This window comes from Sphingobacterium sp. xlx-130 (assembly GCF_011007405.1).
GTDB classification, from domain to species: Bacteria; Bacteroidota; Bacteroidia; order Sphingobacteriales; family Sphingobacteriaceae; genus Sphingobacterium; species Sphingobacterium luzhongxinii.
This window is the reverse complement of the sequence record NZ_WFKN01000004.1, coordinates 581,485-598,874: the sequence shown is the minus strand read 5'-3', so window position 1 is coordinate 598,874 and position 17,390 is coordinate 581,485. Positions and strand designations below refer to the sequence as shown.

Annotated in this window: 10 protein-coding genes; 4 read left to right on the top strand and 6 right to left on the bottom strand. The window is 38.1% G+C overall.

Annotated features, from left to right (window positions below; genetic code table 11):
- Positions 1–36: 36 nt before the first annotated feature.
- Positions 37–2,148, bottom strand: a complete 2,112-nt coding sequence (locus G7B18_RS08550; protein WP_164108602.1) for a type IA DNA topoisomerase — start codon at positions 2,146–2,148, stop codon at positions 37–39.
- A gap of 108 nt (positions 2,149–2,256) precedes the next feature.
- Positions 2,257–3,603: a deoxyguanosinetriphosphate triphosphohydrolase gene (locus tag G7B18_RS08545; RefSeq protein WP_164108603.1), complete on the bottom strand. Its 1,347-nt coding sequence runs from the start codon at positions 3,601–3,603 to the stop codon at positions 2,257–2,259.
- Positions 3,604–3,791: 188 nt separating this feature from the next.
- Here G7B18_RS08545 and G7B18_RS08540 point away from each other — a divergent pair, with 188 nt between their 5' ends.
- Both G7B18_RS08540 and G7B18_RS08535 read left to right on the top strand, forming a co-directional pair.
- On the top strand, positions 3,792–4,850 hold the full coding sequence (locus G7B18_RS08540; protein WP_164108604.1) for an aldose epimerase family protein: 1,059 nt from the start codon (positions 3,792–3,794) through the stop codon (positions 4,848–4,850).
- Between the two features lie 70 nt (positions 4,851–4,920).
- Positions 4,921–6,414 (top strand): TlpA disulfide reductase family protein, encoded by a 1,494-nt coding sequence (locus G7B18_RS08535; RefSeq protein ID WP_164108605.1) that lies wholly within the window; start codon positions 4,921–4,923, stop codon positions 6,412–6,414.
- Positions 6,415–6,456: 42 nt separating this feature from the next.
- Here G7B18_RS08535 and G7B18_RS08530 read toward each other — a convergent pair whose 3' ends face one another.
- The 4 genes from G7B18_RS08530 to G7B18_RS08515 all read right to left on the bottom strand — a co-directional run bounded on the left by G7B18_RS08530 (position 6,457) and on the right by G7B18_RS08515 (position 9,506).
- Positions 6,457–6,909: a PepSY-like domain-containing protein gene (locus tag G7B18_RS08530; RefSeq protein ID WP_164122365.1), complete on the bottom strand. Its 453-nt coding sequence runs from the start codon at positions 6,907–6,909 to the stop codon at positions 6,457–6,459.
- 28 nt (positions 6,910–6,937) lie between these two features.
- Positions 6,938–7,381 carry a PepSY-like domain-containing protein gene (locus G7B18_RS08525; protein ID WP_164122364.1) on the bottom strand — a complete coding sequence of 148 codons (444 nt, stop codon included), beginning with the start codon at positions 7,379–7,381 and terminating at the stop codon, positions 6,938–6,940.
- A gap of 167 nt (positions 7,382–7,548) precedes the next feature.
- The gene (locus G7B18_RS08520; protein ID WP_164122363.1) at positions 7,549–8,835 is read right to left on the bottom strand and encodes a sensor histidine kinase; all 1,287 of its coding nucleotides are present in this window, start codon (positions 8,833–8,835) and stop codon (positions 7,549–7,551) included.
- Positions 8,835–9,506 (bottom strand): response regulator transcription factor, encoded by a 672-nt coding sequence (locus G7B18_RS08515; protein ID WP_164122362.1) that lies wholly within the window; start codon positions 9,504–9,506, stop codon positions 8,835–8,837. The genes G7B18_RS08520 and G7B18_RS08515 overlap by 1 nt, the downstream gene beginning before the upstream one ends.
- Before the next feature lie 194 nt (positions 9,507–9,700).
- Between G7B18_RS08515 and G7B18_RS08510 the strand changes: the two genes are divergently transcribed.
- Positions 9,701–14,989, top strand: a complete 5,289-nt coding sequence (locus G7B18_RS08510; protein WP_164122361.1) for a translocation/assembly module TamB — start codon at positions 9,701–9,703, stop codon at positions 14,987–14,989.
- Positions 14,979–17,291, top strand: a complete 2,313-nt coding sequence (locus tag G7B18_RS08505; RefSeq protein ID WP_240452808.1) for a BamA/TamA family outer membrane protein — start codon at positions 14,979–14,981, stop codon at positions 17,289–17,291. The genes G7B18_RS08510 and G7B18_RS08505 overlap by 11 nt, the downstream gene beginning before the upstream one ends.
- Positions 17,292–17,390: the final 99 nt, after the last annotated feature.

The following is a 17,390-nucleotide window of genomic DNA, read 5'->3' as shown; positions in this document are numbered from 1 at the left end:
TTGACTCTAATTTGACCATAGATTTCCTTCTTAATGCTATACTACGTTTACTTTAAAATCTTGAAAGACTAAAGAAGCATTTACCACCTGCCCTTCCTTGGTTAGCAGCCCCTTCAATTCTGAGGTCCTTCCTTTTTCCAGCAAGTTTTTCATTTCTTTTTCTTCCAAAAAAACACCGTTCAATGTCCTCCATATTTTAAAGTCACAGCCTCGTGCATAATGATCACATTGCGCTACTTTATCATAAAGCTGAATATTTCCGGGCTGACATTTCGGGCACTTTATTTTTCCCTTTTGCTGTGGCTTGATTTCCTCCTGTGCAATGGATATGCGAAGCTGCAACAACTCTTTGGTAATTTTTGCAGTATAGTCCTTAATATGTTTCATAAAAACATCATAAGACACCTTATTAGCCCGCATTTCCTCCAACTTTTGTTCCCATTTCCCGGTCAATGTCACTTTAGCTATCGATCTATCTTTGACGAGATTATAAACAGCGAGCCCCTTATCTGTTGGAACAAGTTTCTTTTTATCCCGCTTGATATACTCTCTTTGAAACAAAGTTTCAATAGTTGCAGCACGAGTCGCAGGTGTTCCGAGTCCGCAATCCTTCATAGCTTGGCGCATTTCCTCATCCTCAATTTCCTTTCCGGATGTTTCCATAGCCTTAAGCAATGAAGCTTCGGTATGGATAGGCTTTGCTTTGGTAAAACGCTCAGATAACTCTAGAGATAGTATCTCTAATAACTCTTCGGCTATTAATTTCGGGAGTTGTGCATTTTCATTGTCTTGATCGTCCGAGTTTTTCTCGTCATCATTTACCTCAATTTGATCAGCAGACAACCGCCATCCATATTGCCTTATTACTGTTCCCTTAGCGATCAACTCTACTCCGTTCGCATCGATAGTTACCGTTGTAATATCTTTCAGACAGACTTCTGAAAAGCTCTCGACCATGCGCTTAGCTATCATATTATAAATATTCTGCTGTTCTTTGAGCATAGGACCAGGTTTCTCATCGGTCACTAATAGCGCATGGTGGTCCGTCACTTTTTTATCATCCACAGAACGTTTATTGAGCTTAGCTCCTATTAAATTCCCAGATATAGCCGCGATTCCTTCTTCAGCAGTATTTGCCAAATGCTGAAAAAGGGGATCGATCTGCTCGAAGACATCCTCCCCTATATATCTAGATCCTGTCCTGGGATAGGTAATCACCTTCTTTTCGTATAATGTCTGTGCAATACCAAGTGTCTGATCAGCAGAGTAACCATACTTTTTATTTGCGTCTTGTTGCAATGAAGTCAGATCAAAGAGTAGTGGAGGCTGCTCCTTTGTTTCTTTTGCTTCAACTTTAACAACCTTAGCTTCTGTTCCAATATTGATTTTCGATATAGCTTCTTCTGCAACATCTTTTTTCTCAATTTTATCTGACGTTGCTTTAAAAGCGATACTATCTTTTTCAAATCCAGCTTGGATCTTGTAAAAAGCCTGAGGCTTAAAATCCTTATTCTCCAGATAACGAGAACAGATCATCGCCAATGTAGGAGTTTGAACTCTCCCCAACGAAAGTAACCCCTTGTTACCAGCTGCTAGTGTAATAGCTTGGGTCGCATTAATCCCAATTAACCAATCTGATTCTGATCGAGATCGAGCAGATTCATAAAGACTATCATACTCTTGTCCCCCTTTTAGATTAGCAAATCCTTCTTTAATCGCTTTATCTGTTTGTGAAGATATCCACAATCGTCGAAAAGGTACTTTAGAGCCTAGAAAATAATATATATTGCGAAAGATCAATTCCCCTTCACGTCCAGCATCCGTCGCGACAATGATTTCTTCCGCCTGATCAAGTAATCCTTTGATAATTTGAATTTGCTTCAAAGCACCTCCATCATCGATCTGCTTGCCGTCTTTACGGACCTTTTTGACTTCTAGCTCAAACTTATTAGGAATGATGGGTAAATTGGAAACGGACCAGTTATGATAACCATAAGCCTGTGGCGTGCACAATTGTACTAAATGTCCAAATGCATAGGTAAAAGCATAACCATTTCCTGCTATGTATCCATCCTTTACTTCCTTTGCCCCCATCACTCGGGCTAGATCTCTCGCGACAGAGGGTTTCTCTGCTATTACTACCTTCATATTATAGTATTACGTATCGAGGGTTGTGTATCGAGACACAACCTCTATACTATCACGTTATTCCTTATTTCTAATCTCCGTTCTTCTATTTCCAATAGTCGACAAACCTTAGTCGAGCGACGCGATGGAAATTCCCTTTATTTTACGATACAGGTCTACCGCGTACACATCCGTCATTCCGGAAACAAAATCCAATACAGCTCGAATTTTAGAATACGCATCTTCCTTTTCTGTATGAAATTGCGCGGGAATCATAGCTACAATCTTACGATCAAACATAGTTTTGTTTGTTTTCAGATAGGAAGGAACAAATTCTTCAAGCAAAGCATTCATCACTTTATATCCTGCTATTTCGATTTGAACTACCGTAGAAGCATTGTAAATCTCTGAAACCGAAACTTTTTCTATCCTTTTCATCTGACTTACAATCTCGGGAGACAACGCGTCAATCAACGAACTTTCAAATGTCCCCGACAGAAACTTGTCTTGATTATTTGTAAACACTTCGGCACAGCCATTTATCAATGTGTTTATAGCTTTAGCACGCAACAACTCCACCCGGCTCCCGGAATCTTTTAGTCCGTCAAGCCTATTCCTCAACTCCTCTCCTCCACAAAGAGGCAACAAGAGTTCTTCGACTTCTTTGTAAGACAATATCTTGAGGTGGTGCGCATCTTCGAGATCAATAATATTATAACAGATATCATCTGCGGCCTCAACAAGATACACTAGAGGGTGTCGTAAATAGCCATTGGGATTAGTCGGATCCTTTTCCAGCCCCAATTCCACAGCTATTTTATCAAAAACAACCTTTTCTCCCTCAAAAAAACCGTATTTCTTACGATGATGATTACCTTTTATATGACCATCAATTGCCGAACATGGATATTTGACGATAGAAGCTAATGTCGAGTAAGTGAGCGCATAGCCTTTTTCGTCCTTACCACTGAAAGCATGGGTTAGTATCCTTAATGCATTCGCATTCCCTTCAAAATGAGTTAAGTCCGCCCACTGCTTTGCCGAAACATGCTCTTGATATTTCTGGCCTGCTCCTTGGGTAAAAAAGGACGATATAGCAGCTTCTCCCGAGTGGCCAAAGGCTGGATTTCCCAAATCGTGCGAAAGACAAGCAGATGATATAATATTGCCTACCTCTTGTAAATAAGGCACCTCTGCATCAATATCCGGGTTCTGCTTTTTCATCAGGTTATAGAACAACCTACCTAAAGAGCGCCCGACAGACGCCACTTCCAAACTATGTGTCAATCTATTATGAACAAAAACAGCACCTGGCAAGGGAAAAACTTGGGTTTTATTCTGCAGCCGACGGAACGGAGAAGAGAAGATCAACCGGTCGTAATCACGCTGAAATTCAGATCTTGCATCAAATTGTTCATTCGGAATACGATCTTCGTACCCCCATCTTTTTGCAGACAAAAGTTGTTTCCAGTTCATCAATATTATGGATTTTCTAGGGCAAACTTATATAAAATGCTTTGAATTCGCGAATACCTACAGGAAAAATCAGCTTGAATCTACCTGCATATTATATCTCCATTAGTGGGTTAATTCTGGGAGAATGACACGTATTAAACTTTCGGACTAACTAAATAATTGCTATTTTTATAGAAACAATTCAAGTCATGACAATCTACAAACTTCCTGATACAAAAGCTTTCGAAAGCTGCTTAAATAATAAAAATACGCACCTGCTGACTTTCGTAAACCGTGCAGGTATGCAAATTGCCTTAAGTGATTATGGGGCTCGCTTAGTAAGTGCTTTAGTCCCAGACAAACATGGCAACCTTGTTGATGTAGTCTTAGGGTTTGATACCTTAACGGGATATATCAATGCAGGCGAACAGTATCATGGAGCTACAATCGGGAGATATGCCAATCGAATTGCTCATGGTTCTTTCAAAATAGACAATACTCCTTATACATTAGCACAAAACAATGGGGAGAATTCACTCCATGGTGGCCCCAATGGCTTTCACACAAAGGTATGGGATAGACAGGTGAGTTTGCAAAAACAAGTCGATTTTTGTTACATCTCCCTTGATGGAGAGGAGGGTTTTCCAGGTACTGTAAAGGTCAATGTTAGTTATGAATTGACCAATGAAAACGAGATCAAAATTCGCTTTCGAGCCACTACAGATAAAACGACTGTCATCAATCTGACAAACCATGCCTATTTCAATCTGAATGGCGAGGGCAATGGCGACGTACTTAATCACATCCTACAGATCCCTTCTACGGAATACATACCTATCAACAGCAAGCAAATCCCTACCGGAGAAGTGTTCTCTGTAGAAAACACGGCCTTTGATTTCAGGGAACCAAAAAAGATAGTTGAGAATATCCATAGTCCCGAAGAACAACTACAATATGCGCAAGGTTATGATCATGGCTTTGTCAATCAATCAACGATAAGTACTGCTGCTGCAACTGCCTATTCTCAGGAAAGCGGGATATTATTAGAAGTCTTTACAAGCCAACCTAGTATACACCTCTATACAGGGAATTTTCTTTCCAATGATTTAGGAAAGTCTGGCCACCGCTATTTACGGCATGGCGGATTCTGTTTTGAAGCACAGCATTACCCCGATAGCCCTAATCAAAAAAACTTCCCTAACGTGATCTTAGCCCCTGGTGAAGAGCTTGATCAGACGATAATTTATAAATTCAGCCTTAAAAAGTAGGTGTAATAAATTACTTACAATAGATAAACAAATACATTTCAATTTATATTTGAGAAAAAATTATAGACTGATGAATAAGAAAATCTTATCAATTGCACTTTTAAGTGCTGGAATCGCCTTTTCTTCTGCACATGCCCAAATGGCTAAGCAGAAAGATGTCAAAATGGATGATTTGTTAAAACACCTGAACGGATTATTCCAAAAAGGCGATGAAGCATCTAAGGTAGAGCTAGGAAAAGAAGCCCTGGCTATGTCAAAAAGCAAGAATGAGAGCTTTGTATCCATGGCTGCCAGGGTATATCAAAGCCTAGAACAAGAAGACAAAGCAGAAGCAATAAATAAAACTATTCTAAAAAAATTCCCTAAAGGAATTAAAGCGCGCTCTGAAGCTTACGAAAAAGTTTTTGGCGATGAAAAAGCTTCTGCTGAAATTGTTGAAAAAGGATATACCGCTTGGTTAAAACAATTTCCAGCGGCTTCTTTCGAAGAAAAAGATAGAGGTATCTACGATCAAGCGGCAGTAAGCTTAGCATCCTTGTATTTCAAAGCAAACAATATCGCCAAAGCCAATAGCTACATCAATCAACTTAAAGCTAGTCCAAGCTTTGCATCTTATGCGAGCAGGATTACCTCAGGCTTAATTAAAGACCGCAACTATGACGCTGCTCTTCCGATCTTAGAAGAGGCATATATTAGCGGTTTAGAAGCATCCAAGTCTACTGATCCGAAAATAAAAAATGGAGCAGCAGCTAGAGCATACGGATCATTAGCTCCCACTTATGCACAGGCTTTATTAGAAAAAGGCAATGTAGACAAAGCAGTTCGTGTGATGGAAGACTTAATGAAGTCGTCTCCATATGCTGCTAGTTCTCCTAGCAATGTAATGACGTTAGCCAAGGCTTTTGCGAAACAGGGTAAAGAATTGGATGCCTTTCTATCCTTAGAAAATTTTGTGGTTAAGAACGGTAAAAATGCAGACGTAGTGAAAGAAATGCAACCGCTTTACAACAAGTTAAATAACAATAAAGCTGATTTCAACACTTACTTTGCGGCTGTTGAAGCCAAAGCCAAGGACGCAATGGTCTCCAAGTACAAATCGGAAATGATAAAAAAAGAGGCTCCACAATTCTCTTTAGTGAATAGAGAGGGTAAAACAGTTTCCCTCGCCGATTACAAAGGAAAAGTTGTTGTATTAGATTTCTGGGCAACTTGGTGCGGCCCTTGTGTGATGTCATTCCCAGGAATGCAGGCAGCAGTAAACAAATACAAAGCGGACAAAGATGTAGAGTTCCTTTTTATAGATACTTGGCAGCGTGAAGAAAACTACAAAGATTTGGTAAATGAATTCATGACAAAAAACAACTACACATTTCATGTATTGTTTGATGAAATGAAAGATCGTACCAAAGCAACGACTACCGCATACGGCGTTTCTGGAATTCCTCACAAAGTAGTTATTGATAAAGAAGGTTTTATTCGTTTTGAATCATCTGGTGGTTCCGCAGATGTCGACAAAGTAGTCAACGAGATAGAGACTAAAATAGAACTTGCTAGAAAAGGTTAATTAAGTTAAAAAAAGAGGGTTATTAAACCCTCTTTTTTTAACTTAATTAACGTCAATACGTACAAACTTACCATCCGTGTCAAACACCAAATCTAATCCATTGGTCAATTCGACATCAAATCCATACTTCTCTTTATCAATACCGTTTATCCCAGCATTATCATAGTTATCTTTTACATAATCCACGATAGGTTTCAAAACAAATGAAGTTGGTATAGACGCCATGTTTTCACGAGCTTCAACTTCTGTCCAATTTCCATTTTTATCAAATTTCACCTCTACGCCATTGTTCAAAAGCACCTGATACTCTGTACCGGACAAAGTTTCTTTTTCCCGAGTTACAGAAAGTACTTTAACATCCTTAAAGTGGTCATTTAAAAATGTATTGGCTACGGCCGGAAGATTATTCACATCAATAAGTTCTTCCTTTTCACATGACACAGCAATAAAGGCAACTGCCAACAATAAACTAAGTTTTAATATTATTTTTTTCATCTTATATCGCTTTAAATTACATCAAATATTAATCGTCTATACGAACAAATTGTCCCTTTTTATTAAACTCTAGATCTATCCCGTTTGTCAACTCGACTCCGTATTTTCTACTAGAACGCGAAATCTGAACAATCTCATTATTTGGAAAACTCTTTTTCACGTATTCAAGAATTGAAGCCGGTACAATTTTCACGGGGACAGCTTTAAGTTCTGCATCTACCTCTGTCCACTCCCCTTTAGCATCAAACTCTAACTTCACACCATCTCTAAGCTTTACATCATAACTTTTGCCAGATAATAGCTCACTTTCTTCTTTTACAAGTACCACTTGATCTGCATCATAATAAGTAGTAACAAAGTTTTGCGCTTTTTTAGGCAATTGCGCAAACGTAATTACCTTGTCTTGCGCATTTGCAACAACCGCAACCACTAGTAGTGCTACAGTCATTAAAGATTTAATCATTGTTTTCATACCTTTAATTTTTTTCATTTGTGATGAAGCTATCAGATTTATTCATCCCTCGATGCGATTGAATCAATCATGATGGTTTCATGTTTTTAACTTATTTTGATTTTATAATTCAAAGTTCGTACCCAACTTAGGAAACAATTAGGAATAGAAATGTTTTCAAAAAAAAATTATAAAATTTTCTGAAGTATAAAAAAATGTTTTCCTGATTCGTAAGAATAGAGAAGCTTTAGCTGATGTTGCTTTTCAAGAATAGACCGTACTATGGATAAGCCTAGGCCATTTGAATTATTATCCTGGCTTCCTTTATAGAACCTTTCAAAAATATAATCAGGATTAAGGGCTCCTGAATTACTATCATTTGCTATAGAAATTTTATCAGCAGTAATGTCAACCATCACCTCCCCGTCCTTAACATTGTACTTAAGCGCATTCCTTAATAAATTAGAAAGTAAAATACGAGCGAGGTTCATATTAAAATTCAATCTAAACGCTGCTTTTTCATTGATAGAAATGAGCACCCCTTTATGATCGGCCATATCAGTAAGTTCCTCTACTATAGATCTCACCAATGCTCCAAAGTCTACAAACTCTATCGACGCATACTGATTATTATCAATACGTGACAACATTAAAAGCGATCGATTTAAACCCACCATTCTATGCAATGCGGCTTTAGCATCGGCTATTTTAACAAGCTGTTCTTCAGTGAGATTTGAATCGTCCATTAAAAGCTCTAATTTGTTTATAGTAACTGCCAATGGTGTCTGTAATTCGTGTGAAGCATTTTCCAAAAAGAGCTTTTGGCTTTCAAATACAGCTTCGTTACGATCAATCATGTGTTTGACTTCCCGATTTAACTCCTCAAACTCCTTAACATTCGTTCGAATTATATTAAAACTAGCTGTGTCACCAAATCTATAACTACTCAGATTATCTAAAGTCAATCTAAATGGCCTCCAAGCCCTACTTAATACAAAATGATTTATAATCAATATACTGAGAATTATAACAAGATATAATACCCCTAAAGAAATTGCCAAATTAATTAAATAGTCGTCCTCTTCTACTGTTGAGGTTCGAATTTCCAAAGAATAAGGCTTCCCCTCTTTGCTATAAAATCCGGTTCGCAAGACGCGATAAGGCTCATCTTCCTCATCGTAAGGCATATAGATAAGTTCTTTAGAGAAATGGTTTTTATCGAGATCTTCTTCGCTTTTTTCTATCGGTAGAATACGAAATTGGTTAATTCCAAATTCCTTGGTATTATCCAATATGATCGGATTATCATAAGCTTCCCTTATGATTTCGATTTTTTGATTTTTCAACCCATCATCGATGTTATCATACACTTCATCCATGAGGATAGCATAAAATAGTAATGCCCAAACCGCCATAACAACAAGTATGGCAACAATAATAAATCGATTGGTATAATATTTTAGAGAAACAGCCATTACACTAATTTATAACCTACCCCATATACAGCTTGAATATCTAGATTTGCACCTGCATCTTTCAGCTTTTTCCGCAAGTTCTTTATTTGAGAATAAATAAAATCAAGATTATCAGCTTGATCTGCATGATCACCCCATACAGTTTCTGCCAGTGTCGTTTTTTCTAAAAGCTTTTTCGGTCTCAACAGAAAATAATATAGCATATCAAACTCCTTCCTATTAAGTTGCAGTTCTTGGTATTCAACAAAAACCGTTCTATTATCCACATCCAATGAAACGTTTTCATACCGGATCACCGAATCACCTTTTTGGCTATTTCGTCTCACAATACTCTTAATTCTAGCTAAAAGTTCAGCGAAATGAAAAGGTTTAGCCAAATAATCATCCGCTCCTATTTCAAGTCCCAGCACTTTATCATCCACCGAATCTTTAGCTGAAAGAATAAGTACGGAATGGGAGTTGTTTTCACGTTTCAATATTTTTAGTAAGTCTAATCCATTACCTCCGGGCAACATAATATCCAATAATACGATATCGTAAGAATGATTGAGTACCTTGTCCAAACCTGCCTCGTAAGTATTAGCGCTCTCTACAAGAAAATGTTCTCTTTCCAAGAAATCCTGAATACTTCGTTGTAACTCAATCTCATCTTCAATAATAAGCACTTTCATCGGTGTGAATATTAAAATAAAAAAACTTTATTCCCTTAACAAACAATAATGAAACCATAATTAGGAAACATTTGGGAATTAATCATAGCGGATTACAATTTATTGACTTTCGCCCATAAAAATTACAATTTAGTAAACTTTTAGCTTATTTTTACGTTATAATAAGGCATTGTAATTAATATATAATCGTTGGTTTGAATAAATTCACTCGCGTTTTATTACGCACTTTTCTATGGATTTTTGGTTCAGTAATAGCTTTAGTTCTCTTACTGATATTCTTAATTCGTCTGCCGTCAGTACAAAACTACATAGCAGGCAAAGTCGCAAATTATCTCGAGACCAAAATCGGCACCCCAGTAAACATCGGTTATGTCAAGATTACTTTCCCCAAGAAACTGGTCTTAGAAAACATCTATTTTGAAGACCAAAGTAAAGATACCTTAATCGCTGGCGAAAAATTAGTAGTAGATATCAATATGTTAAAATTATTGAAAAATACTATTGAGGTCCAAGAATTGGATTTAGAAGGTATCACGGCCAAGATAAAGCGATTTTCACCAGATGGTCAATTCAACTTTGATTATATTCTAAAGGCTTTTACCTCTGAAAAAGAAAGTAATATAACAGCCCCAGATACTTCGTCAGCCCTTATCTTTAACATTGACAAAGTCAACTTTGACCGGATTCGCTTCGCCTATGCCGACGATATGATAGGGACTTCTGCGGATATTTGGCTTAAGCATTTTGACACCCGAATCAAAACCTTTGACCTGCAGCGAAACATGACCTTCGACATGCCAAAAATAAATATAGAAGGACTTACAGCATATATTAAACAGTGGCCACCTACGACAGAAAACACGGCTCTTAAAGCGGAAGATTTCGGAATCACAGACTCTTCGGCTAATGCGACAGCTTTGCTACCAAATATTGGGACAGAATTCATCCAATTAAAAGACATTTTCGTTCGCTACCAAGACGCTTCATCTGCGATGGATAGCAAGTTTGATATCAAAAACCTATCCGCTAATGTAGATGTCATAGACCTCAATAATGAAGTTGTAAAGCTTCGTGAAGTCATCCTCAATCAGTCCGATTCCTATGTCACATTTGGCAAAACAATTAAAAAGGAAACTACAAGACCAGACAGCACCTCGATCAACTGGGTAGTATCGACTGAAAAACTAGCTATAGATAAAACAAATTTTGCTTTTAGAGATGACAATCAAGCCCGAATGAAAGGCTTTGATTATTTTAACATCAAAATTACGGACCTTGCCGGTGCACTCGATCAATTGCATTATTCCGCAGATTCTATTAGCGGCTCATTACAAAACTTAACAGCCAAGGATCATTCTGGCTTTTATTTAAAACGATTAAGAGCCGATTTTGTTTACACCAATACAGGTGCCACCATACAAAATTTACTGGCAGAAACCCCTAATACTATTATCCGCGATTACTTCAAAATATCGTACCCTTCCTTAGATGCTGTTGCGAACACCCCTGCTTTGTTATCTATAGATGCCAAAGTAAAAAAGACGCAGATTGATATGTCGGACATCCGTTTCTTTGTCCCCGATCTCGAACAAATGGATGTCATGCAACCTCTAATGACTAAAAAATTCTATCTGGATGGTCGCATCACTGGAAAATTAAATGATCTACATATCCCCTCTTTAGACTTTCGAACATTAGATAACACGAACATCTCAGCCAGTGCCGATATAAAGGGACTCCCCGATATGAACAAGTTGTTCATAAATCTTAATCTGAAAAAACTAACCACGAGCAATATAGATTTAGATAGACTCATTGCTAAATCTATATTGCCTAAAGATATGGCGGTTCAATTCCCAAATTCTATTTCGCTATCGGGCACCTTTAAGGGCGGCATGAAGGGATTTGATGCAAATATGAGTCTATTGACAGAAAAGGGCAATGCCACGATCAATGGCTATCTCAATATGGCCGGAAAAGATACAACTTACGATGCTACACTTTCCATAGCAAACTTCAATCTAGGGCATTTGCTCAACCAAGACTCTACATTAGGAATAATATCGGTAGATGCACAGGTAAAGGGCAAAGGTTTAGATCCAAAGTCAATGAATGCAGCTATTAATGGCATCATAAATCGAGTAGATGCGCTTGGTTACCAATATCGAAATATCCGTCTCGATCTAAATGCTAAAAATGGAGACATCGCAGGAAATATAAACTCTAGCGACCCGAATATTAAATTCAATCTGGATATGGCTGCCAATATGCAAGGACAATATCCTCAGGTCAAGGCCGAACTAATGATTGACTCTGTCAATCTAAAAAATCTCAAACTCATGGACGACAATTTCCGTTACCATGGAAAAGTAAATCTAGATTTAAAAACGGCAGATCTTAATCACCTCAATGGTAAGCTAGTTGTCTCGCAATCATCAATCGCATACAACGATGCTCGATATGCCTTAGATACCATAGCCCTTACAGCTGCTGCAGATACTAACCGCAACACACTCATTCTAAAATCAGAATTTCTGCGGGCCCATTTAGTCGGAAAATACAAATTAACAGAGCTTTCATCCTCTTTACAGGATGTTGCCCGGATTTACTATAACCCTAAAAATGAGCCTGCACAGCAATTAAAATACGAAAATCAGAACTTCGAGTTTTCAGCCACATTAAATAATTCTAGATTCTTACGAGATTTCTTCCCGGGACTTGAAAAAATGGACGATATCTCGCTGGATGGAACTTTTAATAGTCAAGAGAAAAACATAATGGCCAAACTAATAGCTCCGACATTAATATATGATGGTATTGAAGTTCGAGATGTTGGTTTAGATATCATTACCGTAGATAGTACAATGTACTATTCTACGCTTATTAATAAGATTAAGGTGGATAACATTGAGTTGAATAACACCGTTCTCAGTGGAAAAATAATTGAAAACAATTTGGATTTTGGACTCTGGATCAAGGACAAGGCACAAAAAGACCGTTATCATTTAGGCGCAAAAATGAGTGTAGATGAAAGTAACTATATGCTCAGTCTCTTCGAAGATGGTCTAATGCTTAACTACGATAAGTGGAATATATCTCCTGAAAATCAGATTAGTTTTGGTAAAGATGGTATCCGGGCACAAGATTTCAAATTAAGTTATAAGGGTCAAGAGTTTATGATTCAATCTCAAGACAGCACTTTAAATTCACCTATCAACCTGACTTTTAACAATTTCCGAATAGAGACCCTATCCAATATGTTGGAATCCGAAACGTTGAATTTCGGAGGGGGTATAAACGGAGCAGCGACAATATCTCGTTTAGAAAGCAATCCTGTATTCGTGTCCGATTTAGAAATCCAAAAATTCTATTTTGGACAAGACACTGTTGGTAACGTCTTAGTCAAAGTGGATAACATGCGGGAAAACACCTACTCGGCAGATGTTAAAGTAACCGAAAATGGGAACAATGTACAACTGTTGGGAGAATATATATCTCCACCGTCAGGCGAAGCCAGTTTTAATGCTAAGTTAGAGCTAAAACCACTTAAAATCAAAACCATCGAAGCCTTCAGTATGGGATACTTAAAAAATAGCGAAGGCGATCTAAATGGTCTTTTACGAATTGGTGGAAGTTTGGACGCACCAAAGATTTTGGGTGATCTGACTTTTAATAAAGCTCGAATGAACATATCCATGTTAAATGCCGATTTAATGATGGATAATCAAAAAATTATCTTCAATGATCAGGGAATTGCTTTCCGTCAGTTTGCACTTAATGACATGAAAGGTAACCTGGCTAAATTAAACGGCACTATTTTAACCAAAAACTATTCAGACTTTGCTTTCAACCTCAATTTGACGACAAAAAATTTTGCAGCAGTAAATTCTACTAGAGAAGATAATGATCTGTTTTACGGCAAATTAAACATTACCTCCAATATTAGAATCACTGGAGATATAAACAAGCCCGTTATTGATGGCGATGTACGTGCGAATGAAAACACTGACTTTGTCTTTATTGTTCCAAATGAAAATCCAGGGATTGCAGACCGTGAGGGAGTCGTCAAATTCGTTGATAAAAGTGATACCACTAGGGCAAATATTTTTGCCAAACTAGATTCCATGACTACAGCTACCAAGTTTTCTGGAATGGATCTCGCTCTAAATCTAAGTACAGATCGCGAAGCCAAATTCAAAATAATCATCGATGAGGGATCACAAGACGCATTGAATATACAAGGTATCGCCGAATTGAATACAGCGATCGATGCTAGTGAAAAAATAACAATGTCCGGCACATTCACAGTTGAAAAAGGAAATTATTCCTTCAACTTCGGACCGATCAAAAAACAATTCGACTTTGAGAAGGGGAGCACGATTATTTGGAACGGAGACCCTTTAGATGCTCGAATGGACATCACTGCTATTTACAAAGGTCGATTTCCGACTTTGGAATTAGTCAGCAATCAAATTGGTACTGAAAGCCAGAATCTATATAAACAGCGGGTGCCTTTCAACGTAAAATTGATCCTTTCCGGCGAACTCTTCAAACCGGATATTCGATTTGATATTGACTTGGACGAAAATAATGCTATCGTATCACAAGATGTGGTTTCGAAGGTCAACATCGGTCTTGCAGCGCTTCGTGACGACCCTGCCGAACTGAATAAACAGGTTTTCTCGTTGATAATCATGGGTCGCTTTATGTCGTCCAATCCTTTTGAAAGTCTTTCGGGAGGCGGCGGAGTCGAAGGTATGGCTCGTAGTTCTGTAAGTTCCTTCCTTTCCAGTCAATTGAACAGTCTGGCGTCCAATTTAATCAAGGGAGTCGAACTAGACTTCAATCTACAGTCTGAGCAGGATTATCTGACCGGTTCTGGGCAAAACCGTACAGATCTAAACGTTGGTATTTCCAAAATGCTTTTTGATGACCGATTAAAGATTACCGTGGGTTCTAACTTTGAAGTAGAAGGAAATACCCGACCAGGTGAAAAACCCAACAATATTGCCGGAGATATATCAATTGATTACCAACTATCAAAAGATGGACGCTATTTTGCTCGGGTATACCGCAAGAACCAATATCAAGCCACGCTTCAAGGCCAATTTGTAGAGACTGGTATAGGTTTTATCATCAACATGAGCTACAATAGATTTAGAGAACTTTTTATGAGCTCCAAAGCTCTCGAACAATATTATAACAGTGATAATAGTAACTTCAGAAAACGATTCAATGTCGAACGTATGGAGACTGATTCGGTTTACCGAGATAGTGTGCGAACAGTTGTAAGGGATAGTTTAATGATACACAGCCCAGAGTTTCGTAAACGAATGCAAGAGCGAGAAAAAGAAGAGCGCCTACAAAAAGGCCAGGATCCCAGTAAAAATAAAAAAGACAGTACCAATAAGGGGCTAAAAACTGAAAAAGTAATTTCAGCTATCCGAAATGAGGAAGAAGAAAGGAAACAAGATGAACAATAGAATAGTTCCTATTATCGCATTATTCACATTCACCACGGTTGTATTTTCATGCAATTCGACGAAGTATATTGCCGAAGGTGAAAAACTATATACAGGTGGAGAAGTCGTCTTAAAAATGGATAGCATATCGAGTCCTGAACGGAAGATTGCTTTTGAAGAACATCTGACGTCACTGCTCATGCCCAAACCTAACAAGAAAGCATTAGGTGTCCCCTGGAAGCTTCTGTTCTGGAATATGGGCGGTGGTTACGACACCTCCAAAAACTTAGTTCGTAACTGGTTAAAAAAGCAAGGCGAAGCCCCCGTTTTATTAGGTGACGTAAATAGAGAATACAACGAAAATCTACTGCGAAACCGGATGGAAAATCTAGGTTTTTTCCACGCTACAGTAAGCTCAGACACCATTGTAAAAGGCAAGTATGCGCGTGTTCTCTATACAGCAATACCTCGAAAGATATATCGGATCAATTCTTTATCATACAATATCGATTCCCTTACTCATATTGGTCGCGACATTTACGATGTAAAAGACAGGTCGTTATTGACCATCGGTTCCAATTATAATTTAGATGCAATTATCAGCGAACGTGAACGAATAGACAACGAACTTAAGAACAAAGGGTATTATTATTTCAATCCTGATAATATTTTAGTGGAGGTCGATAGCACCATTGGGAATCATAAAGTAGACATGTTTGTAACCATAAAGCCTGAAACTACCACACAAGCTAAGGAACCACAACGCATCGGAAATATTTACGTTTACCCCAATTACACTTTAGGCTCTTCAGGATACACCAGAAGAAATCCACGTAATATGGAATTATATGACAAAAACATCTACTTTATCGATCCACAAAATACATTCCGTAAAAAGGTATTGGCCAACCATATTTTCTTTGAAAAAGGGGAACTCTATAATCGTCACGATCATAACCAAACCATCAATCATTTGGTCAATCTAAACACCTTCAAATTTGTAAAGAACAATTTTGAGAACAATCCGGATTCTGCTAACACACTAGATATCTACTATTATCTTACCCCGCTTCCCAAGAAATCACTACGCTTTGAAATTTTAGGAAAGACAGCGACAGTCTACAATGGTTCAGAGGCCAACGTGACCTGGACATTACGCAACGCTTTTAAGGGTGCTGAAACTGTCACTCTTAACGTTTTTGGAGGCTACGAAACGCAGACAGGCGGAAAAGTTAACTTAAACTCGGCCTATTACAGATATGGAGCCGAAGTAGGAATTACATGGCCTCGTTTGTTATCACCTTACAAATGGGCTCCATCCAAACGTTATATCCCCAAAACGTACTTAAAACTGGGCTATGAGTTCTTAAATAGAAGAACGGCTTATGTACTCAACTCGTCCACGCTGAACTATGGATATATGTGGAAAGAAAACGACCAAAAACAACATGACCTTACCTTAGCTGAGATTATTTATGTGCAACCTCGAAATATATCCGCCGAATATCAAGCCCAGATGGATACGGTTCCCACATTAAAGCGTATTGTCGACCCACAATTTTCTTTTGGACCAAACTATAATTACACTTTTACGAATTCGATGGACCAAAACCTTAAACACACTTTTTACTTCAAAGGAGGGATAAATCTTTCGGGTAATGTGTTGGGTCTAATTCAAGGTGCAAGTTATAAAAATGATGAAACACGTACTCTTTTTGGTACGGTCTACAGCCAGTTCGTTCGTATTGAAGGAGATTTCAGACATTATATGAAATTAGGTAAGGATGCCCAACTAGCATCTAGACTTATGATCGGAACGAGTTATTCTTACGGCAACTCCTATGCCTTACCTTATTTAAAACAATATTATACCGGAGGTCCTAACGGTCTAAGAGCATTTAGGGCAAGGGCTGTTGGACCGGGTTCATCCGCACCGGAAAATATCGGAGCGAACAATTTTTTTGCCGATCAGACGGGGGATTATAAGCTTGAGTTAAATACCGAGTATCGCTCTAAGCTTGCTGGTTTTGTTCATTGGGCAGCATTCGTAGATGCTGGGAATGTGTGGTTACAAAGAGCTGACAGCAACAAGCCCGGAGGAAAATTATCAAAAGAATTCTTATCCGAACTTGCAGTCGGTGGCGGTGCGGGTTTACGTTTTGACTTCGATTTTCTGATTATTCGTACAGATTTCGCAATGCCATTCCGAGTTCCGTACCTACCTAAAGGAGATCGTTGGGTATTTAAAGATATTGATCTACGAAGTTCCAAGTGGCGAAAAGATAATTTGATTTTCAACTTAGCGATTGGATATCCTTTCTAAATGGTTGTCCTGCTATTGTCGGTTCCATGTATTTTTTTCTGAAAGTGTTTGTTATTTAAAGGATGTCAAGAACTTTTTTCATGATATTTAGTGTGGCTG